The organism is Enterobacter sp. BNK-14 (assembly GCF_047456095.1).
Taxonomy (GTDB): Bacteria; Pseudomonadota; Gammaproteobacteria; order Enterobacterales; family Enterobacteriaceae; genus Enterobacter; species Enterobacter kobei.
On sequence record NZ_CP179897.1, the window covers coordinates 518,007 to 541,411 of the forward strand.

General features: G+C 55.8%; 20 protein-coding genes and 1 pseudogene. 4 read left to right on the forward strand and 17 right to left on the reverse strand.

The genetic code is table 11. The features are described from left to right. Nucleotides 1–2: 2 nt before the first annotated feature. Nucleotides 3–2,105: an elongation factor G gene (gene fusA, locus ACMGGM_RS02455; protein WP_023330482.1), complete on the reverse strand. Its 2,103-nt coding sequence runs from the start codon at nucleotides 2,103–2,105 to the stop codon at nucleotides 3–5. 161 nt (nucleotides 2,106–2,266) lie between these two features. Between fusA and ACMGGM_RS02460 the strand changes: the two genes are divergently transcribed. Beyond that, nucleotides 2,267–2,566 carry an ArsR/SmtB family transcription factor gene (locus tag ACMGGM_RS02460; protein WP_023330483.1) on the forward strand — a complete coding sequence of 100 codons (300 nt, stop codon included), beginning with the start codon at nucleotides 2,267–2,269 and terminating at the stop codon, nucleotides 2,564–2,566. 63 nt (nucleotides 2,567–2,629) lie between these two features. Here the strand turns inward: ACMGGM_RS02460 and ACMGGM_RS02465 are convergent, their stop codons facing one another. Further along, on the reverse strand, nucleotides 2,630–3,085 hold the full coding sequence (locus tag ACMGGM_RS02465) for a GNAT family N-acetyltransferase (protein ID WP_063943337.1): 456 nt from the start codon (nucleotides 3,083–3,085) through the stop codon (nucleotides 2,630–2,632). 164 nt (nucleotides 3,086–3,249) lie between these two features. Here ACMGGM_RS02465 and ACMGGM_RS02470 point away from each other — a divergent pair, with 164 nt between their 5' ends. Further along, on the forward strand, nucleotides 3,250–4,746 hold the full coding sequence (locus tag ACMGGM_RS02470) for a PLP-dependent aminotransferase family protein (protein WP_248189277.1): 1,497 nt from the start codon (nucleotides 3,250–3,252) through the stop codon (nucleotides 4,744–4,746). A gap of 82 nt (nucleotides 4,747–4,828) precedes the next feature. On the opposite strand, the gene ACMGGM_RS02475 is transcribed toward ACMGGM_RS02470, so the two are convergent. The 11 genes and pseudogenes from ACMGGM_RS02475 to ACMGGM_RS02525 all read right to left on the reverse strand — a co-directional run bounded on the left by ACMGGM_RS02475 (nucleotide 4,829) and on the right by ACMGGM_RS02525 (nucleotide 15,110). Beyond that, the gene (locus tag ACMGGM_RS02475) at nucleotides 4,829–5,830 is read right to left on the reverse strand and encodes a Kdo(2)-lipid IV(A) acyltransferase (RefSeq protein ID WP_045282139.1); all 1,002 of its coding nucleotides are present in this window, start codon (nucleotides 5,828–5,830) and stop codon (nucleotides 4,829–4,831) included. Nucleotides 5,831–6,023: 193 nt separating this feature from the next. Continuing rightward, nucleotides 6,024–6,254, reverse strand: coding sequence for a tautomerase PptA (gene pptA / locus ACMGGM_RS02480; protein ID WP_045282140.1), 231 nt, complete (start codon nucleotides 6,252–6,254; stop codon nucleotides 6,024–6,026). A 37-nt stretch (nucleotides 6,255–6,291) separates the two neighbouring features. Next, entirely contained in the window at nucleotides 6,292–6,909 is a 618-nt protein-coding gene (locus tag ACMGGM_RS02485) for a glutathione S-transferase family protein (RefSeq protein ID WP_045282141.1), read from the reverse strand. Nucleotides 6,910–6,950: 41 nt separating this feature from the next. Continuing rightward, complete coding sequence (locus tag ACMGGM_RS02490; protein ID WP_014883934.1) at nucleotides 6,951–7,838, reverse strand: transporter substrate-binding domain-containing protein; 888 nt, start codon at nucleotides 7,836–7,838, stop codon at nucleotides 6,951–6,953. A gap of 9 nt (nucleotides 7,839–7,847) precedes the next feature. Continuing rightward, the gene (locus ACMGGM_RS02495; protein WP_032636419.1) at nucleotides 7,848–8,621 is read right to left on the reverse strand and encodes an amino acid ABC transporter ATP-binding protein; all 774 of its coding nucleotides are present in this window, start codon (nucleotides 8,619–8,621) and stop codon (nucleotides 7,848–7,850) included. Continuing rightward, nucleotides 8,605–9,531, reverse strand: a complete 927-nt coding sequence (locus ACMGGM_RS02500; protein WP_032636418.1) for an amino acid ABC transporter permease — start codon at nucleotides 9,529–9,531, stop codon at nucleotides 8,605–8,607. The genes ACMGGM_RS02495 and ACMGGM_RS02500 overlap by 17 nt, the downstream gene beginning before the upstream one ends. A 9-nt stretch (nucleotides 9,532–9,540) precedes the next feature. Then, nucleotides 9,541–10,050, reverse strand: coding sequence for a GNAT family N-acetyltransferase (locus ACMGGM_RS02505; protein WP_023330489.1), 510 nt, complete (start codon nucleotides 10,048–10,050; stop codon nucleotides 9,541–9,543). A 9-nt stretch (nucleotides 10,051–10,059) separates the two neighbouring features. Further along, a pseudogene (locus ACMGGM_RS02510) lies at nucleotides 10,060–12,323 on the reverse strand (NtaA/DmoA family FMN-dependent monooxygenase). A 17-nt stretch (nucleotides 12,324–12,340) separates the two neighbouring features. Continuing rightward, a complete protein-coding gene (locus ACMGGM_RS02515) occupies nucleotides 12,341–13,462 on the reverse strand; it encodes an amidohydrolase (RefSeq protein ID WP_014883940.1) in 1,122 nt (373 codons plus the stop codon). Beyond that, nucleotides 13,459–14,460, reverse strand: a complete 1,002-nt coding sequence (locus tag ACMGGM_RS02520) for an LLM class flavin-dependent oxidoreductase (RefSeq protein ID WP_248234790.1) — start codon at nucleotides 14,458–14,460, stop codon at nucleotides 13,459–13,461. Before ACMGGM_RS02520 ends, ACMGGM_RS02515 begins: the two co-directional genes overlap by 4 nt. A gap of 110 nt (nucleotides 14,461–14,570) precedes the next feature. Continuing rightward, a complete protein-coding gene (locus ACMGGM_RS02525; RefSeq protein ID WP_045282143.1) occupies nucleotides 14,571–15,110 on the reverse strand; it encodes an AAA family ATPase in 540 nt (179 codons plus the stop codon). A 417-nt stretch (nucleotides 15,111–15,527) separates the two neighbouring features. Here ACMGGM_RS02525 and ansP point away from each other — a divergent pair, with 417 nt between their 5' ends. Continuing rightward, entirely contained in the window at nucleotides 15,528–17,024 is a 1,497-nt protein-coding gene (gene ansP / locus ACMGGM_RS02530) for an L-asparagine permease (protein ID WP_014883943.1), read from the forward strand. A gap of 93 nt (nucleotides 17,025–17,117) precedes the next feature. On the opposite strand, the gene ACMGGM_RS02535 is transcribed toward ansP, so the two are convergent. Next, nucleotides 17,118–18,179 (reverse strand): YncE family protein, encoded by a 1,062-nt coding sequence (locus ACMGGM_RS02535; RefSeq protein WP_045135531.1) that lies wholly within the window; start codon nucleotides 18,177–18,179, stop codon nucleotides 17,118–17,120. Nucleotides 18,180–18,422: 243 nt separating this feature from the next. On the opposite strand from ACMGGM_RS02535, the gene pqqU reads away from it, so the two are divergent. Next, nucleotides 18,423–20,537 (forward strand): TonB-dependent receptor PqqU, encoded by a 2,115-nt coding sequence (gene pqqU / locus ACMGGM_RS02540; protein ID WP_014883945.1) that lies wholly within the window; start codon nucleotides 18,423–18,425, stop codon nucleotides 20,535–20,537. A 120-nt stretch (nucleotides 20,538–20,657) separates the two neighbouring features. Here the strand turns inward: pqqU and ACMGGM_RS02545 are convergent, their stop codons facing one another. The 3 genes from ACMGGM_RS02545 to ACMGGM_RS02555 form a co-directional block, all read right to left on the reverse strand. Continuing rightward, complete coding sequence (locus tag ACMGGM_RS02545) at nucleotides 20,658–21,326, reverse strand: GntR family transcriptional regulator (protein ID WP_014883946.1); 669 nt, start codon at nucleotides 21,324–21,326, stop codon at nucleotides 20,658–20,660. A gap of 254 nt (nucleotides 21,327–21,580) precedes the next feature. Then, nucleotides 21,581–22,621 carry an NADP-dependent oxidoreductase gene (locus tag ACMGGM_RS02550; protein ID WP_023330497.1) on the reverse strand — a complete coding sequence of 347 codons (1,041 nt, stop codon included), beginning with the start codon at nucleotides 22,619–22,621 and terminating at the stop codon, nucleotides 21,581–21,583. A 63-nt stretch (nucleotides 22,622–22,684) separates the two neighbouring features. Next, a complete protein-coding gene (locus ACMGGM_RS02555) occupies nucleotides 22,685–23,260 on the reverse strand; it encodes a helix-turn-helix domain-containing protein (RefSeq protein ID WP_014883947.1) in 576 nt (191 codons plus the stop codon). Nucleotides 23,261–23,405 lie beyond the last annotated feature (145 nt).

Here is a 23,405-nt window from a genome sequence, read left to right on the forward strand (position 1 = left end):
CATTAACTCTTCGCGCGCTTCGAAATAATCTCATCCGCAACATTCCGCGGTGCTTCCGCAAAATGATGGAACTCCATCGTATACGTCGCGCGTCCCTGGGACATCGAGCGTAATGTCGTGGCGTAGCCAAACATCTCGGCCAGCGGCACGTCAGCGCGGATAATCTGGCTGCCGTACTGCTCTTCCATGCCCTGCACCATGCCGCGTCGGGAGGAGAGATCGCCCATGATGTTACCGGCGTACTCTTCCGGTGTTTCCACCTCCACGTGCATGATCGGCTCAAGAATCACCGGATCCGCCCTGCGAGCGCCCTCTTTGAAACCAAGGATTGCCGCCATGCGGAACGCCATCTCAGACGAGTCGACATCGTGGTACGAGCCAAACGTCAGCGTCGCTTTAACATCGACAACCGGATAGCCCGCCAGCACACCGCTGTTCATCGCCTCCCGCAGCCCTTTCTCAACGGACGGGATATACTCGCGTGGCACCACGCCGCCCTTTGTCGCATCCTCAAACGTAAAGCCACTGCCAGGTTCTGTCGGCTCCAGGCTCAGGACAACATGGCCGTACTGCCCTTTACCACCGGACTGACGGACAAACTTACCTTCGATATCCTTCACCGCCTTACGCAGGGTTTCACGGTAGGTCACCTGTGGACGACCAATGTTCGCCTCGACGCCAAACTCACGCTTCATACGGTCGACGATAATCTCCAGGTGTAACTCACCCATTCCGGAAATAATGGTCTGACCGGACTCTTCGTCAGTATGCAGACGGAACGACGGATCTTCCGCTGCCAGACGCTGCAGCGCGATCCCCATTTTCTCCTGATCGCCTTTGGTTTTCGGTTCGATCGCCAGCGAGATAACCGGATCCGGGAACTCCATGCGTTCAAGCGTGATGACGGCGTTCGGGTCGGTCAGCGTATCACCGGTGGTCACGTCTTTCAGCCCAACGCAGGCCGCGATGTCCCCGGCGCGCAGTTCATCCACCTCGTGACGGTCGTTGGCGTGCATCAGCACGATACGCCCGATGCGCTCTTTTTTTCCTTTCACCGGGTTATAGACCGCATCACCTTTACGCAGCACGCCAGAGTAAACGCGGATAAAGGTCAGTTGCCCGACATACGGGTCGCTCATCAGCTTGAATGCCAGGGCGGAGAACGGCTCATCATCGCTCGGATGACGCTCCGCGTGCTGCCCTTTTTCATCCACACCATCAATGGCCGGCACGTCCAGCGGGGACGGCATCAGCTCAATCACCGCATCAAGCATGCGCTGCACGCCTTTGTTTTTGAACGCGCTGCCGCACAGCATCGGTTGGATTTCGCCAGAAATGGTGCGGATACGCAGGCCTTTAATCATGTCCGCTTCCGTCAGATCTCCCGTTTCAAGGTACTTATCCATCAGCTCATCGCTGGCTTCCGCCGCGGCTGAGACCATTTTTTCCCGCCATTCCTGGGCGGTACTGACGAGATCATCCGGCACGGGTGCATAGGTAAACACCATGCCCTGAGTGGCATCGTCCCACAAAATGGTGCGCATCTTGATGAGATCCACCACGCCAGTGAAGTGCTCTTCCGCGCCAACCGGAATCACAATCGGCACCGGGTTGGCCTTCAGGCGTTCCTGCATCATCCGCACCACGCGGAAGAAATCGGCCCCCGGACGGTCCATTTTGTTAACAAACGCAATGCGAGGAACTTTGTATTTGTTCGCCTGACGCCAGACGGTTTCCGACTGTGGCTGCACGCCACCCACGGAGTCATACACCATGACCGCGCCGTCGAGCACGCGCATGGAACGTTCGACCTCAATGGTGAAATCCACGTGCCCCGGGGTGTCGATGATGTTGATCCGGTGCGGTTCAAACCCTCTGTCCATGCCTGGCCAGAAGCAGCTGACCGCCGCGGAGGTAATCGTGATCCCGCGCTCTTGCTCCTGCGCCATCCAGTCAGTGGTTGCCGCGCCATCGTGTACTTCACCCAGCTTATGGCTCATCCCGGTATAAAACAGGATGCGCTCAGTGGTGGTTGTTTTACCGGCATCGATATGCGCGGAGATACCGATGTTGCGATAACGTTCGAGAGGGATGGGTCGGGGCATACTATTTCCTTAAGTCTTTCTGACTTGTCTGTGACGACCGGGATGGTCGTGTATTCGTTCGTTTGCTATAATAGTCCTATTGTACGAGTATTATCGAACTATTTTTTACGGGTTGACCTATTGTTGATATAGCTCAATCTGACGCCATACGCAGGAAAACGATGATCCCAAACCACCCTGAAACAGAACAAATACTGCTGGAAAATGTGCTGTTTGCCCTCGGCAACCCGCTCCGGCTGTCAATTATCCGCCGACTTGCCGACGGCGGCGAACTCAGCTGTAACGCGCTGCGCCCGGAAGATGTGGTGAAATCCACCATGACCCACCACTGGCGCGTATTGCGGGACAGCGGCGTCATCTGGCAGCGTCCGCAGGGACGAGAAAACATGATTTCTTTGCGAAGAGACGACCTGGATACCCGTTTTCCAGGGTTGATGGAGATACTTTTGCAGGCTAAATGATAAGAGTACGTCTGGTTTAATGCCCCTTAAAGTTTTTAAGGGGCACACGGACAGCGAAGGGATTTATCTTACGTGCATACGATATTCAATCATCCCGCTTTTTTTCGCAATCCAGTCGTACAATCGTTGCGCGCGATAATTGGCTTCATGCGTATGCCAGTAAAGATGGCTGGCGTGATGTTTTCTTGCTTCTCTCTGCACATATTCTATTAACTGTTTGCCCGTGTGTTTGCCCCTTGCTGCATCGCTGACATATAAATCTTCGAGGTAGCAATAATCGCTCTCGGACCAGGTCGAACGGTGAAAAAGATAATGCGCAAACCCCACCACCTCTCCATTGCATAGTGCCACTACGCAGAATACTGGCTCAACGGGGCTGAAAAATCGTTGCCAGGTTCGTTCTGTCACTGCCCCGGATAGATCGACGTTGTAAAATTCCTGATATTTTCTCCATAGTGGCATCCAGCTTTCAAAATCACGTTCTTTAACTGCCTCAATGGTCACGCTCGTATTATTCATATTGCCTCTGTGCTTATCCCGTATTTGTTTCAGGAAGAGTGTATTCGCTGAATGGCCCGTTTTGCCCCGCCAATTCTCATCACAAAGGCAGACCAATTTTTCATCCTGCTGCATGCAATATTGCTTTAGAATCAAGGGACACAGAGGGAAACGTGGACAACATAATGTTTAAGCACGCGCAGCTTGAAACGGTTAAGGCATGGATTTCCGACCCTGCAAACGGTTCACTACCGCTTCATGAAAGGATCCAGAGAGCGATACGCACATTGATACTTGAAGGGACCTTATCGCACGGTAAGGCGCTTCCTGCTTCACGTGCGCTGGCTACCTCATTGAATGTTTCGCGGGATACGGTTGAAGCAGCCTATTCCAGCCTGCATGCAGAAGGTTTTATTGAGCGGCAAACAGGCAGAGGGAGCTTCGTCTCTTCCAGCGCCCGGTTTTTAAAACCTCGTTCCCGACAGCATCCGCCAACCGCGGAAACACGAAAAGCAAAACTTAGCGCCCGTGGAAAGGTCATCTATGAAAGTGGCGGGATCCGCGAGTTTTCTTCGCCACGTCCGCTGGCGCCCGGTATCCCCGAAACCCGCCTGTTCCCCATTCCAACCTGGGAGCGTCTTCAGCGGCAGGTCCTGAAGGAATATCAGCACAAAATACTGGAGCAAAGTCCACCGCAGGGCATGGAGCGCTTACGGCGGGCCATCGCGGAATATGTCAATCTTGAGCGCGGGACACGTGCGAGTGCAGAACAGGTGATCGTTCTGACAAGTTCTCAACAGGCGCTAGCGCTCTGTTCACACGTGCTGCTGGACAACGGGGAGAGTATTGTCATTGAAGATCCCACCTATCAAGGGGCACACAAAGCGTTTAAGGCTGCCGGACTGCACCCTGTCCCGGTTCCTCTTGATGAAAAAGGCATATCCGTTGGCGCACTTAATTCGCTAACCGAACCTGCCAGAGCTATCTACCTTACCCCTTCTCATCAGTATCCAACCGGGGTGACACTCTCTCTTGACCGACGACTGGCCGTCATTGACTGGGCAAACCGTCACGCCGCCTGGATCATTGAGGATGACTATGACAGTGAGTTTCACTATGAAGGAAAGCCTATGGCCTGCCTTCAGGGGCTGGATGCTTACAACCGGACAATTTATATCGGCACGTTCACCAAGTCGCTGTTCCCCGGGCTACGTATTGCGTACATGATCGTCCCCTCAGAACTGACCGAGCCCTTTACCATGGCCAGGACATTAATGGACGGCCATACCGCATCAATCACTCAACTGACGCTGGCTAAATTTTTGGAGGGGGGCCATTTTGGTGCCTATATTCGCAAGATGAGGAACGTTTATGTTGCTCGTCGCGACAAACTGGCCAGCCTGATGGACGAGTATCTTTCTGATTATGTTGTGTACGCAACGCCAGCGGGTGGCATGCAGATGCCTTGCCACCTGAGGCACGGGTTATCCGAGAAGGATATTGCCGCCGCGGCCCGTCGCGCTGATATTGATATATTAGGACTTACCGGCTTATATGCAGGCAGCCCGGTATCCACCGGTTTTTTAATGGGATTTGCCGCTTACACCGAAAGGGAAATAGAAGACGCGGTAAAAAAGCTGGCCGCAATTTTCCGGTCATGTTGTTATCTCTCGCCACTGTAGATACTCGACAGCAGCCCTGGTGGCCTGCGGACTATGCGCCGTACCGCAGGCCCTCACCGCATGGTGAGGGCAGGATGCTCCCTTAGTGCTGGACGCCCGAGCGGTCAGTAAGCTCGTCGGCGGAGAGAATATCCGCTCGCGATGCCACGCTCTTGCGGCGGGCGTACCTGTCCGGCTGGCCTTCCGGGCGCGTTTTGAAGCGTCGGTGGAGCCACATATACTGCTCCGGTGCCATCAGCACGGCTCGCTCGATAGCCCTGTTCATCTGCGTTGCAACCGTCTCTTTGTCAGCACCCTGCAACGACGCGCTGATATCCTCAAGAATAATCAGTTCGTAACCGGTTCCGTCCGCCCTGCGACGCGGCACGAACGGAATCACGGCGGGCTGAGCGCTTTTTACCAGCATATAGCTTCCTGCCGTAGTTGCGGCATCCGGGACAGCAAAGAAGGGTGCAAACACGCTGTTAGCCTTGCCATAGTCGTGATCCGGGGCGTACCACAGAATCTCATTCTGCTTCAGGGCGCGGATCATGCCTTTTAAATCATGACGGTCCAGCATGGTTTTATTAGAACGCAGACGCCCGCGCGTCTGAAGCCAGTCCAGCAACGCATTATTATTCGGACGATAAACCCCAATCCCCGGGTTGAGCATGCCAAAAATCCGCGCGCCCAGTTCAAGGGTGAGAAAATGCATGCCAACCAGCACCACGCCCTTTCCTTGCGCCCTGGCCTGCTCCATATGCTCATACCCGCACACGGTAAAGCATTTACGCACCCGCCACTCGGGCCAGAACCACGCCATGCCGGTTTCAATTACCCCCATCCCCACGGATTCAAAGTTACGCTGCAGCAAGGCTTCACGCTCCTCTGCTTTCATCTGCGGGAAGCATAGCTCAAGGTTGCGGCGGGCAATCGCCACGCGGCGAGAGAGAAGGCGCATAGCCAGCCGCCCGAGGCGATGTCCAATTCTGAATAACAGCGGATAAGGCAGTAGCATAATGAGCCATAGCGCGGCGATGCCTGTCCAGCTTAGCCAGTATCGAGGATGGAAAAAGGCAGGTGAAAACCGGGGTAATTTTGTCATGAGAAAATTATCCTTTAACGTTGCTGTCCTTAATTGATTCTGTTGTCGATCTTTCCTAAGGATTTATAAAATGTCAGTCAGGAACGTAAAGTGTACCGGATAAGATTAAACTTATTTTTATCGTTTTTTGCGGAAAGAAGGCTGGAGAGGCAGACAAAGCCGGGTAAGACGAAGCGGCCACCCGGCATAAAACTTACATTGAATATCCCGGTTTCTTAATCAGGTCATCCATCTTCGGGGCGATCTCGGTATCCCAGACCTTGGCTTTCCAGTCTGCTTCCTGAACTTCATTCAGCGCTACCGAAATGGAACGGTCTTTACTGTTAAGATGGCGCGTAATCACTTCGGCAATATCGGCCGCCAGCGCGGTTTTTTGTTCGTCATTGAGATCGCGGGGAAAGTATTTGATATCTACGTGTGGCATATGCAGGTTTCCTGTTGTGGTTGAGCGCTTCACGTTATCAGATAATAGTATTTGCCTTTAACACCTTGTGCAGTTCTGGCAGCTGACAGACGGTATCGGCGATCGCCGTAAATTTCGGGGTATTGGCAGCAAACCAGTCGTGACGAGCCCCCCAGGTGCGCGCCACGGCAATATACACATCCAGCAGCGTCAGTCGTTCTCCCAATGCAAACGGCGCGGCTTTAAGCTGACTTTCGAACCATAAATAGAGGGATTTCCGGTACGCAATGCAGTTTTTCTGCAACTGTTCCGGTGCGTCGGGCGCCCAGCGTTCGGGATAATCTGCAAACGTAAAAGTGGGATAGACGTTAGCCACAAACCAGATAAGCAAACGCTGAAACTGCTGGCGTTCGACCTGCCCCACGGGCGGCGCAAGATCGGGACAGCGGTCGAGTACCATCAGGGCAATCGCCGCCGTTTCGGTCATGATGGCGCCATTTTCCAGCGCCAGCGTGGGCACCTGACACAGCGGATTGAGCTTTTGCAGCAACTCACGCTGCGGACCAGGCTGGTCAAACCCGTCCACGTTCACAAACTGATAAGGGATATCGGCCAGGGTCAGCATCACTTCACTGATTGTCGAGCCCCAGCCGGGTACGCCATAAAGTTTCATCATGTTGCCCCCTCAGGGATGAAAACCCTAAGTGTAGAGCACCATTAGTAGGTTATCCCAGGCGGGTTGACCTCCGACTGCGTGACCGCTTCGCCCTGTTCACCCCAGCGCGCCAGCACCTTCTGGTACTCACCCCGCGCAATCGCCCCGTCCAGCGCGGCCTGCAGGGCGTACACCAGCCCATTCCCCTTTTTCGTGGTCGTGGCGACAAAGGCTTTCTTTGGGCCTAACCCCACGACGCGCGTTTTTCCGGTGAGCGCCGCTTTCCAGGACGAAACCGACTGCGGACCAAATAACACATCCGCCCGGCCAGACTGAATATAGAGATTGCCCGAGGCATCGTCGTGGAGATAGACCGGCAGCGCAGGTTCGCGTCCCGCCTTTTTGTTCTCCTCGTTCCAGCCCAGCAGGATGCGCTCCTGATTGGTCCCCGAGCCGACAATCACCTTTTTCCCGGCCAGATCTTCCGGGCTTTTGATCGACTGAATCTCGCTGGTGGATTTCACCGAGAACGCCAGCGAATCGACGCGGTAGGTCGCAAAATCAAACTTCTCTTTACGCTGTTCGGTCACCGCAATGTTCACCAGCGCCACGTCGTAGCGTCCGGAGGCGATCCCCAGCGGCCAGTCTTCCCACGCCGTCGGTATCAGCTTCAGCTTGAGCCCCAGGCTACCCGCCAGCAGGCGGGCGATATCCGGATCGCTGCCGATGCGCGTGCGATTGTCGCTGGCCAGCAGCGCCAGCGGTGGAGAGTTCAGCATGGAAACGGCAACCGTAAGCGTTCCCGGCTCAACAAACCTGTAGTTTGCGGGGATCTTCGCCACCGCCTGCCGATCCACCGTCACCGGCAGCGGCTGCTCGTTGGCCTGCACATCAATCCCGGCGTGGCTCACCGTCGTGAAGAACAACCCAACCAGACATCCATATTTCATCTGCGCTCCTTACAGCACTTTAGAGAGGAACTGGCGCGTTCGCGGGTGCGACGGACGGTTTAAAACGTCGTCGCTGTTGCCCTGCTCCACAATTTTCCCGTCGACCATAAATACCACCTGATCCGCCACTTCCCGGGCAAATCCGATCTCATGCGTGACCACCACCAGCGTGGTGCCAGAGCGGGCCAGCTTTTTGATGACGTCCAGGACTTCCCCCACCAGCTCCGGATCCAGCGCCGAGGTAGGCTCGTCAAACAGCATTACGCGCGGACGCAGCGCCAGCGCACGGGCAATGGCAATGCGCTGCTGCTGGCCGCCGGAGAGATGGCGGGACCAGGCGTCCGCTTTATCCCTCAGCCCCACCACATCCAGCAGGCTATATGCCCTTTCCACCGCCTCTTTCCTGCTGAGCTTTTTATGCGCGATGGGCGCCTCAATCAGATTTTCCAGCACCGTGAGATGCGGAAAGAGATTGAAGTTCTGAAACACGTAGCCCACGTTGACGCGCTGCTTGAGGATCTCGTTCTCTTTCAGTTCGTAAAGCCTGTCACCCTGACGACGGTAGCCAATGTAGTCCCCGTCGATCTGGATGAAGCCTTCGTCGACGCGCTCCAGGTGGTTAATGGTGCGTAGCAGCGTCGATTTACCCGAGCCGGACGGTCCGAGGATCACCGTTACGGAGCCCGGCGGGATCTCAAGCGTGACGTTGTCGAGCGCTTTATGGCGGCCAAAATATTTGCTGACGCCGGTAATTGAAATATGTCCTTCAGGAGAGGCTTGCATGGACGGGCTCCTGTGCAGGCGTGGTGGTGACAGCGCGGCTACGACGGGTGGCGCTGTTCTGGTTCACGGCGGAGCGGCGTTCGCTGCGGGCGAGCCCGCGCTCAACACCATACTGGATAGCGGACAGAACGGTGGTGATCGCCAGGTACCACGCGGCACCGACCATCAGCAGCGGGATCACCTCCTGCGTGCGGTTGTAGATCATCTGGATGGTATAGAACAGCTCCGGCATCGCCAGGACATACACCATCGCCGTACCCTTGGCGAGACTGATAATTTCATTGAACCCCGACGGCAATATGGTACGCAGCGCCTGGGGCAGAATGATCCGCACCGTGCGACGCCATGCGGGCAGGCCGAGCGCGGCGGCGGCCTCATACTGGCCGTGATCGACCCCGAGGAATCCGCCACGAATGATCTCGGCGGTATAGGCACTCTGAACGAGGGTTAACCCCACCACCGCGGTAGAAAATTGCCCGAGCACGTTGATGGTTTCAAAACTGCCCCAGGTGATGCGGGTGAACGGTACGCCGATCGAGAGCGTGTCGTAGAGATAGGAGAAGTTGTAGAGGATGATCAGCACGACTATGAGCGGCAGCGAGCGGAACAACCAGATGTATCCCCACGCCAGGCTGCTTAACAGCCAGGAGGAAGAGAGTCTCGCCAGGGCCAGCAGGCCGCCAATCACCACGCTCAGCGCAGTGCCGATCAGGGTCAGCAGCAGGGTCTGCCCGACACCTGCGAGGATCACCGGGTCAAAGAACCAGCGGGCAAACACCGCCCACTCCCAGCGCGGGTTAAAGGCCACGGACTGGATCACAACGGCCAGGATAAACAGGGCCACCACGGCGCCGACGGTCCGCAGCGGATAACGCGCCGGGACCACCTTAATGGTTTCAACGTTGCTCATCGTCGTTCCTCATGCGGTTTTACTGAACGCTTCGCGTACCAGCGTTTTGGTGAAACGCAGCCGACCGTCAAACGGCGGCTGGCTGTACTCTTCCGGGTCACGGGTGAGATCGAACTGCGGCTGGTATCCCTGGCTGAGATAGAGCCGCACCGCTTCCGGTTGACGAAAACCGGTCGTCAGGTAGATCTGGCTGTAACCCGCCAGCACCGCCCTGCGCTCCAGTTCCTGCACCACGCGGGCAGCAAGCCCCTGCTGACGCAGGGATTTGTCCGTCCAGATGCGTTTAATTTCGGCGGTCCGTTCATCAAAGGGTTTGTACGCACCGGTGGCGATAATCTTCTCGTCACGTTCCAGCACGATAAACAGCCCCTGTGGCGCCAAATACCACGCCGTGAGCTCAACTTCCGCGTCCTTAGAGAAGTAGTCGCCGTAGCGGGCGGCATATTCACCGAACAGTCCCTCGATAATCGGCTGCAGTTCGGCATCTTCCGGCGAAACATCACGAAATTGTTCACGCATAGCGCCTCCTTAATCTCCCAGACCTGCCGGGTTTACCTCGGAATGAGCAATGCGCTCAACCCCTTCTCCCCAGCGGTTTAGTACTTTGTCGTAATCGCCGTTTTTGATTACGCCATTAAGCGCGGTTTGCACCGGCTCGACCAGGCCGCTGCCTTTTCTCAGCGTGACCGCGATATGCGCCGCTTTCGGCCAGCCGCCGTCCACGCTGCCGACGAGTTTGGTTTTGCCGTTGAGCGCCGCTTTCCACGCGCCAATCACGTTCGGGCCAAAGTAGGCATCCGCGCGCCCGGACTGCAGCGCCAGCGTTTGCGCCGCATCGTCTTTGGTGTAGATCGGAGTAAAGGGTTTTAGCCCCTTCTTGAGGTTCTCGGCATTCCATGCCAGCAGAATGGCTTCCTGATTGGTACCGGAGCCCACAATAATCCTGAGCCCGGCGATGTCCTCTGCTTTTTTAAGCGAGGTAATCGGGCTGGTCGATTTCACGTAGAAACCGAGGGAGTCCTTACGGTAGGTGGCGAAATCAAACTTCTCTTTGCGCGCTTTGGTGACGGTAATATTGCTGATGGCGGCATCGTATTTTCCGGACGCCACGCCCAGCGGCCAGTCTTCCCACGAGGTCGGCACCACGTTCAGCTCCAGCCCGAGGCTGTCAGCCACCAGGCGAGCGACGTCGACCTCGCTTCCCAACAGCGTTTTGTTGTCATCGGAGAAAACCGTGAGCGGCGGTTGATTCAGCCCCGCCACCGCCACGGTAAATTTCCCGGGTACGGCAAAGCGATAATCCTTCGGTAGCTGCGCCACCGCATCACCGTTTTTGACGGTGTTGATCGGCGTTTTATTGGCCTCAATACTCACGCCAGTGCCGTTAATCGTGACATTCTCTGCCCGGACGACAGGGGTAAAGGCCAGCGCGAGCGCCAGAATAAGCGATGTTTTCTGCATAGCGGTGTTCTCTTTTATTGTTGTGTGAACGTGTTTTTCGGTTGATCCAGACCTAAGCTGTCGCGCAACGTGGTGCCGGGATAGTCGGTACGGAACAGGCCGCGGGCCTGCAAAACGGGCACTACCTGGTCAACAAAGCGCGGGAAGGTATCCGGCGTGCCGCCCTGAATGATGAAGCCGTCTGCGGCATAGCCTTCAAACCAGGCCTGAAGGCCGTCTGCAACCTCTTCCGGCGTGCCGGAAAAACGCGGGCGCGGCGACGCGGCTTCCAGCGCCACCTGACGCAGGGTTAAGTTGCGTTCGCGGGCGTTACGCTTAATTTCATCGGTGGTGCTGCGGAAGCTGTTTTTCCCTAAATCGCCGATATCCGGGAACGGCTCGTCGAGCGGGTACTGACTAAAATCGTGATGCTCAAAATAACGTCCGAGGTAATTAAGGGCATCGTTAATCGACACCAGCGCCGCCGTAGTCTGGTACTGGTTTTCCACGTCTTCGGCATCGTTGCCAACGATGACGCTGACGCCCTGGAAAATATGCAAATCTGACGCGCGCCGACCGTTCGTTTCCAGCTGCTGCTTCACGTCGCGATAAAACGCTTTTGCTTCTTCGAAGGTGTCATGGTGGGTAAAAATGGCGTCGGCATGTTTTGCCGCCAGTTTTTTCCCGTCATCCGACGCACCGGCCTGAAAGACAACCGGACGTCCTTGCGGCGTGCGACCAATATTGAGCGGCCCGGCGACCTGGAAGAAATCCCCGTGATGATTCAGAGTGTGCAGTTTAGCCGGGTCAAAAAACTGACCGCTCTCTTTATTACGGATAAAGGCATCCTCTTCCCAGGAATTCCACAGCCCTTTCACCACGTCGAGATACTCATCGGCAATGCGATAGCGCAGCGCATGTTCCGGGTGTTTTTCGCGGGAAAAGTTCTTCGCTGAACCTTCCAGCGGCGAAGTCACCACGTTCCAGCCCGCACGTCCGTTGCTCAGGTGGTCGAGGCTGGCGAACTGCCGTGCCGTGGTAAAGGGCTCGCTGTAGGAGGTGGAGAAGGTTCCCACCAGCCCCAGTCGCGAGGTAATACTTGCCAGCGCGGATAACACCGTTAAGGGCTCAAACCGGTTTAAAAAATGCGGGATCGATTTTTCGTTAATATAAAGACCGTCGGCAACGAATAAGAAATCGAGTTTGCCCTCTTCCGCTTTTAATGCCGTCTCTTTAACGAAATCAAAATTGATACTGGCATCCGCGACGGCCGCCGGATGACGCCAGGCGGACATATTTCCGGATGCGCCATGCAAAATGGTCCCGAGCCGCAGTTGACGATGTGCAGACATATTTACCTCATGATTAATCAGACGTGTTGCAGGGCGTGTTCCGCAAGCTGGGCAAAATAGCGGGCAGCGGGTTCAATTAAGGCTTCATCCGGATTAAATGCCGGGTGGTGTAAACCAAACGGACTGTTGCTGCCGATGCTGACAAACGCGCCGGGCACAGACTGGAGATAGACTGCGAAATCTTCTCCGCCCATATGTAGCTCGGCGTGATGGGTTTCATACCCCGCTTCACGGGCGACCGAGGTGGCGAAATCGGCCCAGCGTTGGTCATTGACCAGCGCAGTGGGCCCGGCAAACCAGGTGATATCAATCTGCGCGCTAAAGGCACTGGCAAAACCGGCCGCAATTTCCCCCACGCGGGCCTTCACGTTCTGCTGCACTTCCGTGCGGTGAGTGCGTAGCGTACCTTCCAGCTCAACGCTTTCCGGCAGCACGTTCCAGGTGTTGCCCCCGGCGATGCGCGTCACGCTCAGCACCACCGAATCCAGCGTATTCACATTGCGGCTGGCGACGCTTTGCAGCGCGGTCACCAGCTGGCTGGCCAGGAGAATAGCGTCGTTGCCTTCATGCGGGCGCGCGGCGTGCGCGCCTTTACCGGTAATGCGGATCGCGAAGCGGTCGACGTTGGCATAGAACGGCCCGCCACGGGTCGCGAACTTCCCCACCGGCAGGCCGGGCTCGTTGTGCATCCCAAAAATCGCGCTGACATCCCGCAGGGCACCGGCCCGCACCATGCTCTTCGCCCCCCCAAAGTTCTCTTCGGCTGGCTGAAACAGGATCCGCACCCGCCCCTTAAGCGAGGCTTCCCGCGCTTTCAGTTTTAACGCTGCACCGAGGATCACGCTGGTATGGATATCGTGTCCGCAGGCATGCATCACGCCGGGCTGCTGCGAGCTAAACGGCACGCCGCTGCGCTCCTCAATGGGCAGGGCATCAATGTCTGCCCGCAGCGCGATCAGTTTGTTACCGGTCCCGATCTCCGCCACCACACCGGTCGGCAGGTCGTAAGGCAGCGGCGTGATGCCCGCGGCTGACAGCCACCGGCGCAGGCGCGCCGTCGTTTCCACTTCCTGGCCGGACAGCTCCGGGTTCTGATGCAGCTCGCGACGCCAGGCAATCAGTTGTTCACCAAAGCTCATACGGTAACCTCCCTGTTCAGACGCGCCTCGGCCAGCAAACGCAGGGACTGCACGCGCGTTGCCCCCTCCGCAATCGGCGTGTCGATGATAAATTCGTCGATCCCCCACTGCGCGTGTAGCGCGTTCAGCTGTTCCAGCACCGACTCCGCCGTCCCCGCCAGCAGCGACTGGGCGCGACGGGCGATGCGCACCGGCTCACTCCCGGCCTGACGCGCAAAGGCATAGGCCTGATCCTCGCTGGCGACGGTCACGCGCTGGCCGTTTGCCAGCTCAACACCCCACACTTCGACCTTCTGCGCCAGGGCTTCGGCCTCAACCTGGGTCGGTGCGATAATCGCCTGCACCGCCACTATCACCTCCCGCGCGCTGTTCTTACGCCAGGTCGAAACCACCTCGCGTAACAGTTCCGGGTCTCCGTTCAGATGCGCGGCAAAGACAAAGTGCCAGTCGAGTGATGCGGCGAGCAGCGCGCTTTCCGTGCTGGCGCCCAGCAGAAAACCCTGTGCAGGTACCGGCGGCTGCGGCGTGGCGCGAACGGCTTCCTCCGCTGAGTGGTTTTCAGGGCGGATCCAGCGATCGAGCTGGGCCAGCTGTTCGGCAAAGCTGCCCTTTTCCTGCTGATCCAGCCCCAGCTGCAGCGCGCGGGTCGAGAGCGGTAATCCCCCAGGCGCTTTTCCGACACCAAGATCCACGCGGCCGGGCGCCAGCGCGGCCAGCACGTTGAAATTCTCGGCGACTTTATAAGGGCTGTAGTGCTGGAGCATGACGCCCCCGGAACCGACCCGGATGCGCGTTGTTTGCCCGAGGATCCAGGCAATCAGCAGCTCCGGCGAGGGACTGGCAAGCTGAGGGGTATTGTGGTGTTCGGCAATCCAGAAGCGGTGATAGCCCAGATTTTCTGCCTGCTGCGCCAGCGCTAACGTACGCGCCAGTGCATCGGCAGCCGTTTCGTTTTCAGCGATGGGGCTTTTGTCCAGAATGCTGATTCGCCATGACATGTTGCGTTCTCGTTTGACTTAACATGTCGACATTATTAAAGGCGTATTTCACCACTGAGAAACAATTAATTTACATTTAGTTTTCTGGAAATCAGATATACAGCGCCCTGCTAGGGATGAGTTTTCAGCGAAGCAATCAGCGCATCCGCCTCCTGGCGATGGGTGATGCGAACAAACTGAATGTGGGCGTATTGCGGGTTTTTCATATCAGCGTCGTAACGCTCGCGGTTAATGCGCCAGGTTTTAAGGGTCCAGATGATGATGGATTCCCGGCTGAAAAATGAGCGGCGGAAGCTTTCGCAGTTTCCGGTGCCAGGCCACAGTTCCTGTTGGTGCCATGCGCGTTTAAACGCGCGCGTCACCGCCTGCCAGAGCGTACGGACAAAACCGCAGTCCACCCACACGACCAGATCAACCTCACGCCATTTCACCGGGCGCGTGCGGTTGTAGTTGCCATCAAGCACCCAGCCGGGTGTGGCAGCGAGCGTATTTTCCAGCGTCTCCAGTAGCTCCTCATCGGGCGTTCCCTTCCACTCAGAACGCCAGTAGAGCCTGTCCATCTCAATATAAGGGAGCGACAGTTCCGTCGCGATGCGCCGGGCAAGCGTACTCTTTCCGCTCCCGCTGGTACCGATAATATTGATTTTCACCGTTCCGCCTGGCCATGCTGAAGAAAACATTTCGGATCATATCGTTTTATTTTTGTTAATGAAATGCCCGTGACGCGCTGCCGCATTGCGCGCTACCTCAACGTAATTATTAAGGATTTCTGATGATTAAAGCAGCACTTCACTATTAGTTCTGTCTAAAAACTCGCCACGATTCAGCGTGTTGTAATCCTCATCTGCTCTGACCACACGATTTCCTTCGACCTGCATCACTTTCGACACGGTTATATTTTGCGTCGCTTATGAATTGCAGGTAGGATGCCTCGCCATGTTTCGCCTTATCCATACGCAGAATGACTGGGAAGGCGACATGTGTTTGCGCAGAAGCAATCGTTTGTATCGCTCTCTGCCAGGCAGGACTATCACGATAATGGTTCAGACAGGCAAACAGGTAACTCAATGAAAACAAGCAATAAAAGCGCAGCCGATCATCACGCTGCTAAACGTCGCTGGTTGAACTCCCACGAAGAGGGCTACCACAAAGCGATGGGCAACCGTCAGGTGCAAATGATCGCCATCGGCGGCGCTATCGGAACAGGTCTGTTTTTAGGTGCTGGTGCGCGTCTGCAAATGGCTGGCCCGGCTCTCGCCCTGGTGTATCTGGTGTGCGGGATCTTCTCTTTCTTCATTCTTCGCGCACTGGGTGAACTGGTGCTGCATCGTCCGTCCAGTGGGAGTTTTGTTTCCTACGCCCGTGAATTCCTCGGTGAAAAAGCGGCCTACGTGGCAGGCTGGATGTACTTCGTCAACTGGGCGATGACCGGTATCGTCGATATCACCGCCGTTGCGCTCTACATGCACTACTGGGGCGCGTTCGGTGACGTGCCGCAGTGGGTCTTTGCCCTTGGTGCGCTGGCGATTGTCGGCACCATGAACATGATCGGCGTGAAGTGGTTCGCCGAAATGGAGTTCTGGTTTGCGCTGGTAAAAGTGCTGGCGATTGTGATTTTCCTGGTCGTCGGGACCGTGTTCCTCGGCAGCGGTAAGCCGCTGGATGGCAATGCCACCGGCTTCCACCTGATAACCGATAACGGCGGTTTCTTCCCGCACGGTCTGCTGCCTGCGCTGGTTCTGGTTCAGGGCGTCGTGTTTGCCTTTGCCTCTATCGAACTGGTCGGTACCGCAGCGGGTGAATGTAAAGATCCGCAGACCATGGTGCCGAAAGCCATTAACAGCGTGATCTGGCGTATCGGTCTGTTCTACGTTGGCTCCGTGGTGCTGCTGGTTCTGCTGCTGCCGTGGAATGCCTATCAGGCTGGTCAGAGCCCGTTTGTCACCTTCTTCTCTAAGCTCGGCGTGCCTTACGTTGGCAGCATCATGAACATCGTGGTACTGACGGCGGCACTCTCCAGCCTCAACTCCGGCCTTTACTCTACCGGTCGTATCCTGCGCTCTATGTCGATGGGCGGTTCTGCGCCGAAGTTCATGTCGAAGATGAGCAAGCAGCACGTACCGTATGCCGGTATTCTGGCGACCCTGGTGGTGTATGTCTTCGGTGTATTCCTGAACTATCTGGTGCCGTCTCAGGTTTTCGAGATCGTTCTGAACGTGGCCGCACTTGGGATTATCGCCTCCTGGGCCTTTATCGTGGTTTGCCAGATGCGACTGCGTAAAGCCATTAAAGAAGGCAAAGCCGCTGACGTCAGCTTTAAGCTGCCGGGCGCACCGGTGACCTCATGGCTCACCCTGCTCTTCCTGTTTAGCGTGCTGGTACTGATGGCGTTCGACTACCCGAACGGTACCTATACCATCGCCACCATTCCGCTGCTGGCCGTATTGCTGATCGCAGGCTGGTTCGGCGTACGTAAACGCGTTCACGAAATTCACAGCACCGCGCCGGTTCATCCTGATGATGAAAAACACGACGCACCGCTGGTGGAAGAGACCTCGCGTTAATAAAAAAGCCGGGTGGCGGCTTCGCCTTACCCGGCCTATATCTTATCGTTTTTGTAGGCCCGGTAAGCGCAGCGCCACCGGGCAATTCCCACATTAGAGTGCAATACGAATCACATCGTCAGGCTGAGTGGCTTCCTGCTGGCGAGTGGATTTTTGTTTCACCGTCACGTACAGGATTTTGCCATCGGCAGACAGCGCCAGGCTATTCGGGTAGACAGGCGTGTCGAAGGTTTTTGTCACCTTATAAGACTTCGCGTCAATCACGCTCACTTTACCGGCTTCACGGTGCGTCACGTAGGCTTCATTGCGAGCCGGGTTAAACAGAACCGCCAGTGATTCAGGCGCCGCAATTTTCTCAATCACGCTGCCGTCTTTCAGGCTCACCACCAGCACTTCCGGCTGTTTTGAGTCGGTCAGGAAGGCACGCTGACCGGCGGTGTCCAGGCTCAAATTCAGGTAGAAGTGTTCTTTGCCGTCGTCCTGCACTTTTTTGCGGCTGAGGATGGTGTTGGTGGCGGTATCAATGGTGACCAGCTCGCCGTCCGCATTCGTTGTATACAGGCGTTTCGCCCTGGCATCAAGCGCCAGCCCGGTGCTGTAGGTACCCGTATTTGCGATGGTTCCTTTCAGCTTCAGCGTGGCGCCATCCACCACCCAAATCACGCTCTCTTTGCCCACCCCGGTGATGTAAATCGTGTTGCTCGCGTCATCCGCCACCAGCTGTCGCGGCTGCAGCGGTTTCACCGTTTCGCTGCGCTGGCGACTATCGAGCACCAGACGCCCTTTCACGTCGCCCGTTTTCGCATCAATGGCCGTCACCGCACCGTTGATCGTGTTACCCAACCACAGGGTTTGCGTCGCGCCGTCGAGGGTTGCACCAAAAGGTTTGAGATCGCTATGAATGGCCTGCGTGACCTCCAGCGTGGCAGGATCAAGACGATAGATAATCCCACCCTTGTCAGTTTTACGGCTTTGCGACGTCGCAACCCACAGCGCATTCTCCTGCTGGCTGACCGCCATTTCATAGGCACCTTTACCCACTGCTTTACGCAGCATCTCTTCGGCGGCATGCACCTGGAAGGTTCCGGCAAACAGTAAAGCGGCAGACAGCAGAGAGGTGCTCAGTCGCGGTGAGCACAGATGGCGTAAAGACATAACAATTCCTTTTTTGAAAAATGGGAGTACGGCTGACATCGCTTCCGGCTGGCAACGTCATGGCGTCGCCGTTATGATAATGAGAATAGTAATCATTAATGAGTTAAAAGTGGAGTTTTTCTTTCCCTTCTCGCCTTTCATTAACGCAATGTGCGGTTATAGTTTTCAAAACATTTACAAAACCTTTAACATGTATGGACATGTTCCATTTGGTTCGTTTACACACCACAACCGGTTTTACTCATGAAAATCATTTCTGCCCGTAAGGCATCTCTCCCGCTGCTGCTGGTCCCCGTTGTTTTTGTGCCGCTTAGTGCGATCGGCGCAGAGGAACAAACCATGATCGTCAGCGCCACGCCGCAAACCGTATCAGAACTTGATACCCCGGCGGCGGTCAGCGTCGTGAATGGCGATGATATGCGTCATGCCACGCCACGCATTAACCTCTCTGAATCGCTTGGCAGCGTTCCCGGGCTGCAAATCCAGAACCGGCAGAACTATGCCCAGGATCTCCAGCTTTCAGTGCGTGGGTTTGGTGCCCGATCAACGTTTGGCGTGCGCGGCATTCGCATGTATGTCGACGGTATCCCTGCCACCATGCCGGACGGACAGGGCCAGACGTCTAACATCGATCTCTCCAGCATTGACAGCGTTGAAGTGCTGCGTGGCCCCTTCTCTGCCCTGTACGGTAACGCCTCTGGCGGCGTGATTAACATGACTACCCAGACCGGGCAGCAGCCACCGACCCTTGAGGCGAGCAGCTATTATGGCAGTTACGGTACATGGCGCTATGGAATGAAAGCCACCGGCGCCATGGGGGACGGAACGCATGCGGGAGACGTGGATTACACGGTTTCGACTACCCGCTTCACCACCAAAGGCTTCCGCGACCACAGCGGCGCGCGGAAGAATCTGGCTAACGCCAAACTGGGTGTACGCATTGACGACGCCAGCAAGCTGACGCTGATTTTCAACAGCGTGGACATGAAAGCCAACGATCCGGGCGGGCTGAGCTATCAGGAGTGGCAAAACAACCCACGTCAGTCTCCGCGCGGCGATCAGTACAACACGCGCAAGACCATCAAGCAGACCCAGGCCGGGCTGCGCTATGACCGCCAGCTTAGCGCTCAGGACGATCTGAGCGTGATGATGTATGCCGGTGAGCGTGAAATGACGCAGTATCAGTCGATTCCGTATCAGCCGCAGCTGCGACCTTCTCACTCCGGCGGCGTGATTGATATGCAGCGCCACTATCAGGGCGTTGATACCCGCTGGACGCACCGTGGTGAGCTGCTGGTGCCGGTCACCTTCACCACCGGTCTGAACTATGAAAACATGAGCGAAGATCGTCGCGGGTACGAAAACTTCGTGATGAACAACGGCGTGCCGGATTACGGCGTTAAAGGCGATAAGCGTCGTGATGAACGCAATCTGATGTGGAACGTCGATCCTTATCTGCAAACCAGCTGGCAGTTAACGCAGAAACTTTCCGTCGACGCGGGCGTGCGTTACAGCTCGGTCTGGTTCGATTCCAACGACCACTACGTTACGCCTGGGAACGGCGATGACAGCGGTGACGCGAGCTATCACAAATGGCTCCCGGCAGGCTCGGTGAAATATGCGGTGACGGACGCGTGGAACCTCTATGCGGCCGCAGGACGTGGATTCGAAACGCCGACCATCAACGAACTTTCTTATCGCGCCGATAATCAGGGCGGCCTGAACATCGGCCTGAAACCTTCCACGAACAACACCTATGAAGTGGGCAGCAAAACCCGCATCGGTAATGGTCTGCTGACGGCAGCGCTGTTCCGCACAGACACAGATGATGAGATCGTGGTAGATGCCAGCGCTGGCGGTCGTACAAGCTATAAAAATGCCGGGAAAACTCGCCGTCAGGGGGTAGAAGTCTCTCTCGATCAGCAGTTTGCTGAGAACTGGAAACTGAAAATGGCGTGGACGTACCTGGACGCCACCTACCGCACCAACGTCTGCGGCGATGCCGACTGTAATGGCAACCGTATGCCGGGCATTGCCCGCAATATGGGCTTCGCGTCGTTTGGCTGGCAGCCAGAAGAAGGCTGGTACGCGGGTTCTGACGTGCGCTATATGAGCGACATCATGGCTGATGACGAAAACACGGCGAAAGCGCCGTCGTACACGGTGGTTGGGCTCAATACCGGGTATAAATTTAACTATGGCAACTGGGGGATGGACGTCTTTGGCCGCGTAGATAACCTGTTCGACAAAGAGTATGTCGGCTCCGTTATTGTTAACGAATCGAACGGGCGTTATTACGAGCCCGCACCTGGACGTAACTACGGTGTTGGTCTGTCGGTCTCTTATCGCTTCGAGTGAGAAAAAAAGTAAAGTTTATTTTATAAATGAAATAATGCTCCTGATGGCAATAAGCCATCAGGAGTTATTCACCAGATAAATAATTAGGTGCGGGATATAGTCGCTCTGCTAAATAATCTCTTAGTTAAAATATTGTCGCTGTAAAAGCGTATTCGCTTCATCAATCAACTTATCAATCGCCTTCTGGCTGGCATCAACATCTCTTCTCTCAAGGGCTGAAAGCAGCTCGTCATAGTGATAAGTCGACACTTTGATGTCATCAAGCTCACGGTGAAGATAGTTAATACACGGGCCGATGCGCACCCATAGCTGTTCAATCAACGCATTCAGCGTCGGCATTTCGGCATACTGATAAAGCGTAAACCGGAAGACACGATTCGCATGGAGCGCCTGCTGGACGTTCCCGTTGCGCATGGCCTCATGAAATACGTCCGACAATTTGCGCAACGTCTCCAGCTTTTGCTCAGACATATTCTGACAGGCTGCGGCGACTGCCATGGGCTCAAGCTGTTTGCGAATGGCGTTAATTTCGTTATAACGATCCAGCGTGACCTCTGGCACCAGAAAGGCCTGCGCGGGCGTAGCGTGTAACGCCCCTGCCGACACCAGACGCAGCAGCGCTTCGCGGACCGGCGTAATACTGGTTCCCAATTTATCGGCAATCTCTTTCGTAATCAGCCGTGCGCCAGGTTTGAGGGAGCCTGTAATTAATGCTCCTTTCAAACTGAGTTCAACTTGCATGGTAAGACTGATCCTTTGGGCTTTTTCTAAGTGATCCAAATCAAGCATGTTCAATTCCTGTAGCTAAAACTTAATGCTATTTTTAAGCGTCGGTTTAATAAAACGACGCTGCTTCGATATATCCTGTATCGTCATGCCTGGTGGTGGGAAGTACGTAAAAACAGCAAAAAAAGCAAACTGTGATTTTTTATCGGCTTCGGGCTCATCCGGGATGAAGGCGCGAAAAACCATGTCCGTTAATTAAAGACAATATATCGTATCTTCACAAATAAATATGGCGGGAAACCCCGCCATCATGCTTTTTATTTATTGTCACCCGCGACGCGAATCACGACTTTGCCGAAATTTCGACCTTCCAGCAGGCCAATAAGCGCCTCGGGCGCGTTCTCCAGCCCATCCGTGACCTGTTCACGATAATGAATTTTACCTTCCTGCACCCAGCGCCCCATCTCGTCCTGGAACGCCTTAATGTGGTGGCCATAGTCCTGAGCGATAATGAACCCCTGCATCCGAATACGTTTCTTCAGAATGGTGCCCATCAGCAGCGGCAAGCGATCCGGTCCTTCAGGCAAGCCCGTCGCATTGTAGCCACTCACCAGGCCGCAAACCGGCACGCGCGCAGAGGTATTCAGTAGCGGCAGTACGGCGTCAAAGACTTTCCCCCCGACGTTTTCATAATAGACATCAATCCCTTTCGGGCAGGCGTGCTTCAGCTGGTCAGCAAAATCCGCCGCGTGGTGATCGAGACACTGATCAAACCCAAGAACATCAACGGCATGACGGCACTTTTCTGCCCCACCGGCAACGCCCACTACCCGGCAACCTTTGATTTTGCCAATCTGCCCAACGGTGGCGCCAACCGGACCTGTCGCCGCAGCGACCACCAGCGTTTCACCCGCTTTCGGTTGTCCGATATCCAGTAACCCCATATAGGCGGTAAAACCAGGCATACCCAGAATACCCAGCGACCAGGAAGGATGAGACGGATTGTCGCCCAGCTTGACCAGGCCGCTGCCATCCGAAAGTTCATATTCCTGCCAGCCGCTGTAGCCCAGCACCCATTCACCGGGTTTGAAATCGGGATGGTTTGACTGCTCAACGCGGCTGACCGTTCCCCCAACCATTACGGCACCCACCTCTACCGGAGGGGAATAGGATGGCGCATCGCTCATGCGACCCCGCATATACGGATCCAGCGACAGCCAGACGGTACGAAGCAACAGCTGCCCCTCAACGGGCGTGGGAACAGGTTGTGTTTCCAGACGAAAATTTTCCGCGACCGGCGCGCCCTGTGGACGAGAAGCCAGCACCCAGCGGCGATTTTGCGAAACAGCGTGATTCATCAGGATCTCCTTCTGCTACAAATGTCATTACAGCCTGGCTCATGAACGGCGTTATCGCTTCCTTTACGAGCCCGACTGGTTAAGCCGTACAACCAGATAGACACAGCTTTCATTCGTTTCGTTGATGAAACGGCAGTCATTTGGCGGCCCAAGTTCAAGACAGTCACCGGCCTGCATCTCGTGGCGTGTGTCGCCTTCCTGAAACACCAGCTCGCCGGACTGCAGCCAGATGAGCTGACGAGCCAGCGCGTAAGACGATGCGGGCATCGGCACATCGCTCCCGGCAGGCAGTTCTACCTGAACAAGGTCGATGGGCAGATCGGTACGGGGAGAAACATGACGGCGGAGATAGTGCGTTTGCGGGTCGCGCCAGACAGGCTGATTGGCAAGGCGCAGGAGTTTACCTTCCTGCATCTCCGCGCGTGCAATCAGCGTGGACATGCTGATGCCAAACGCGCCGGACAGGCGGGCAAGAAGAGTCGCTGTCGGGCTGCTGTCTCCGCGCTCAATTTTGTGGATCATCGCGCGCGAGACCCCTGCCCGGTCAGCCAGCTCGCTCAGGGACCATCCGCGGGACTCGCGTTCAAGACGAATTCTTGCACTAATTCGTTGATTCATTGTGTCTGTTATTGTGTTCATGACGTCATACTATAGTGTATGAATGGCATTTCAATGGGGTTCTGATAACAAAAAATAGGGCTTATGGCGTAGCGCCCGGACGATGCAGTTGTGTAATATCGTATCTACAACGTAATACTATAGTGAACAACACACAGAGGGAACA

Bases quoted from the DNA above. Each gene is read 5' to 3' on its own strand.
- fusA (WP_023330482.1), bottom strand. From the start codon at position 2,105: ATGCCCCGACCCATCCCTCTCGAACGTTATCGCAACATCGGTATCTCC.
- ACMGGM_RS02460 (WP_023330483.1), top strand. From the start codon at position 2,267: ATGATCCCAAACCACCCTGAAACAGAACAAATACTGCTGGAAAATGTG.
- ACMGGM_RS02465 (WP_063943337.1), bottom strand. From the start codon at position 3,085: ATGAATAATACGAGCGTGACCATTGAGGCAGTTAAAGAACGTGATTTT.
- ACMGGM_RS02470 (WP_248189277.1), top strand. From the start codon at position 3,250: ATGTTTAAGCACGCGCAGCTTGAAACGGTTAAGGCATGGATTTCCGAC.
- ACMGGM_RS02475 (WP_045282139.1), bottom strand. From the start codon at position 5,830: ATGACAAAATTACCCCGGTTTTCACCTGCCTTTTTCCATCCTCGATAC.
- pptA (WP_045282140.1), bottom strand. From the start codon at position 6,254: ATGCCACACGTAGATATCAAATACTTTCCCCGCGATCTCAATGACGAA.
- ACMGGM_RS02485 (WP_045282141.1), bottom strand. From the start codon at position 6,909: ATGATGAAACTTTATGGCGTACCCGGCTGGGGCTCGACAATCAGTGAA.
- ACMGGM_RS02490 (WP_014883934.1), bottom strand. From the start codon at position 7,838: ATGAAATATGGATGTCTGGTTGGGTTGTTCTTCACGACGGTGAGCCAC.
- ACMGGM_RS02495 (WP_032636419.1), bottom strand. From the start codon at position 8,621: ATGCAAGCCTCTCCTGAAGGACATATTTCAATTACCGGCGTCAGCAAA.
- ACMGGM_RS02500 (WP_032636418.1), bottom strand. From the start codon at position 9,531: ATGAGCAACGTTGAAACCATTAAGGTGGTCCCGGCGCGTTATCCGCTG.
- ACMGGM_RS02505 (WP_023330489.1), bottom strand. From the start codon at position 10,050: ATGCGTGAACAATTTCGTGATGTTTCGCCGGAAGATGCCGAACTGCAG.
- ACMGGM_RS02515 (WP_014883940.1), bottom strand. From the start codon at position 13,462: ATGAGCTTTGGTGAACAACTGATTGCCTGGCGTCGCGAGCTGCATCAG.
- ACMGGM_RS02520 (WP_248234790.1), bottom strand. From the start codon at position 14,460: ATGTCATGGCGAATCAGCATTCTGGACAAAAGCCCCATCGCTGAAAAC.
- ansP (WP_014883943.1), top strand. From the start codon at position 15,528: ATGAAAACAAGCAATAAAAGCGCAGCCGATCATCACGCTGCTAAACGT.
- ACMGGM_RS02535 (WP_045135531.1), bottom strand. From the start codon at position 18,179: ATGTCTTTACGCCATCTGTGCTCACCGCGACTGAGCACCTCTCTGCTG.
- pqqU (WP_014883945.1), top strand. From the start codon at position 18,423: ATGAAAATCATTTCTGCCCGTAAGGCATCTCTCCCGCTGCTGCTGGTC.
- ACMGGM_RS02545 (WP_014883946.1), bottom strand. From the start codon at position 21,326: ATGCTTGATTTGGATCACTTAGAAAAAGCCCAAAGGATCAGTCTTACC.
- ACMGGM_RS02550 (WP_023330497.1), bottom strand. From the start codon at position 22,621: ATGAATCACGCTGTTTCGCAAAATCGCCGCTGGGTGCTGGCTTCTCGT.
- ACMGGM_RS02555 (WP_014883947.1), bottom strand. From the start codon at position 23,260: ATGAACACAATAACAGACACAATGAATCAACGAATTAGTGCAAGAATT.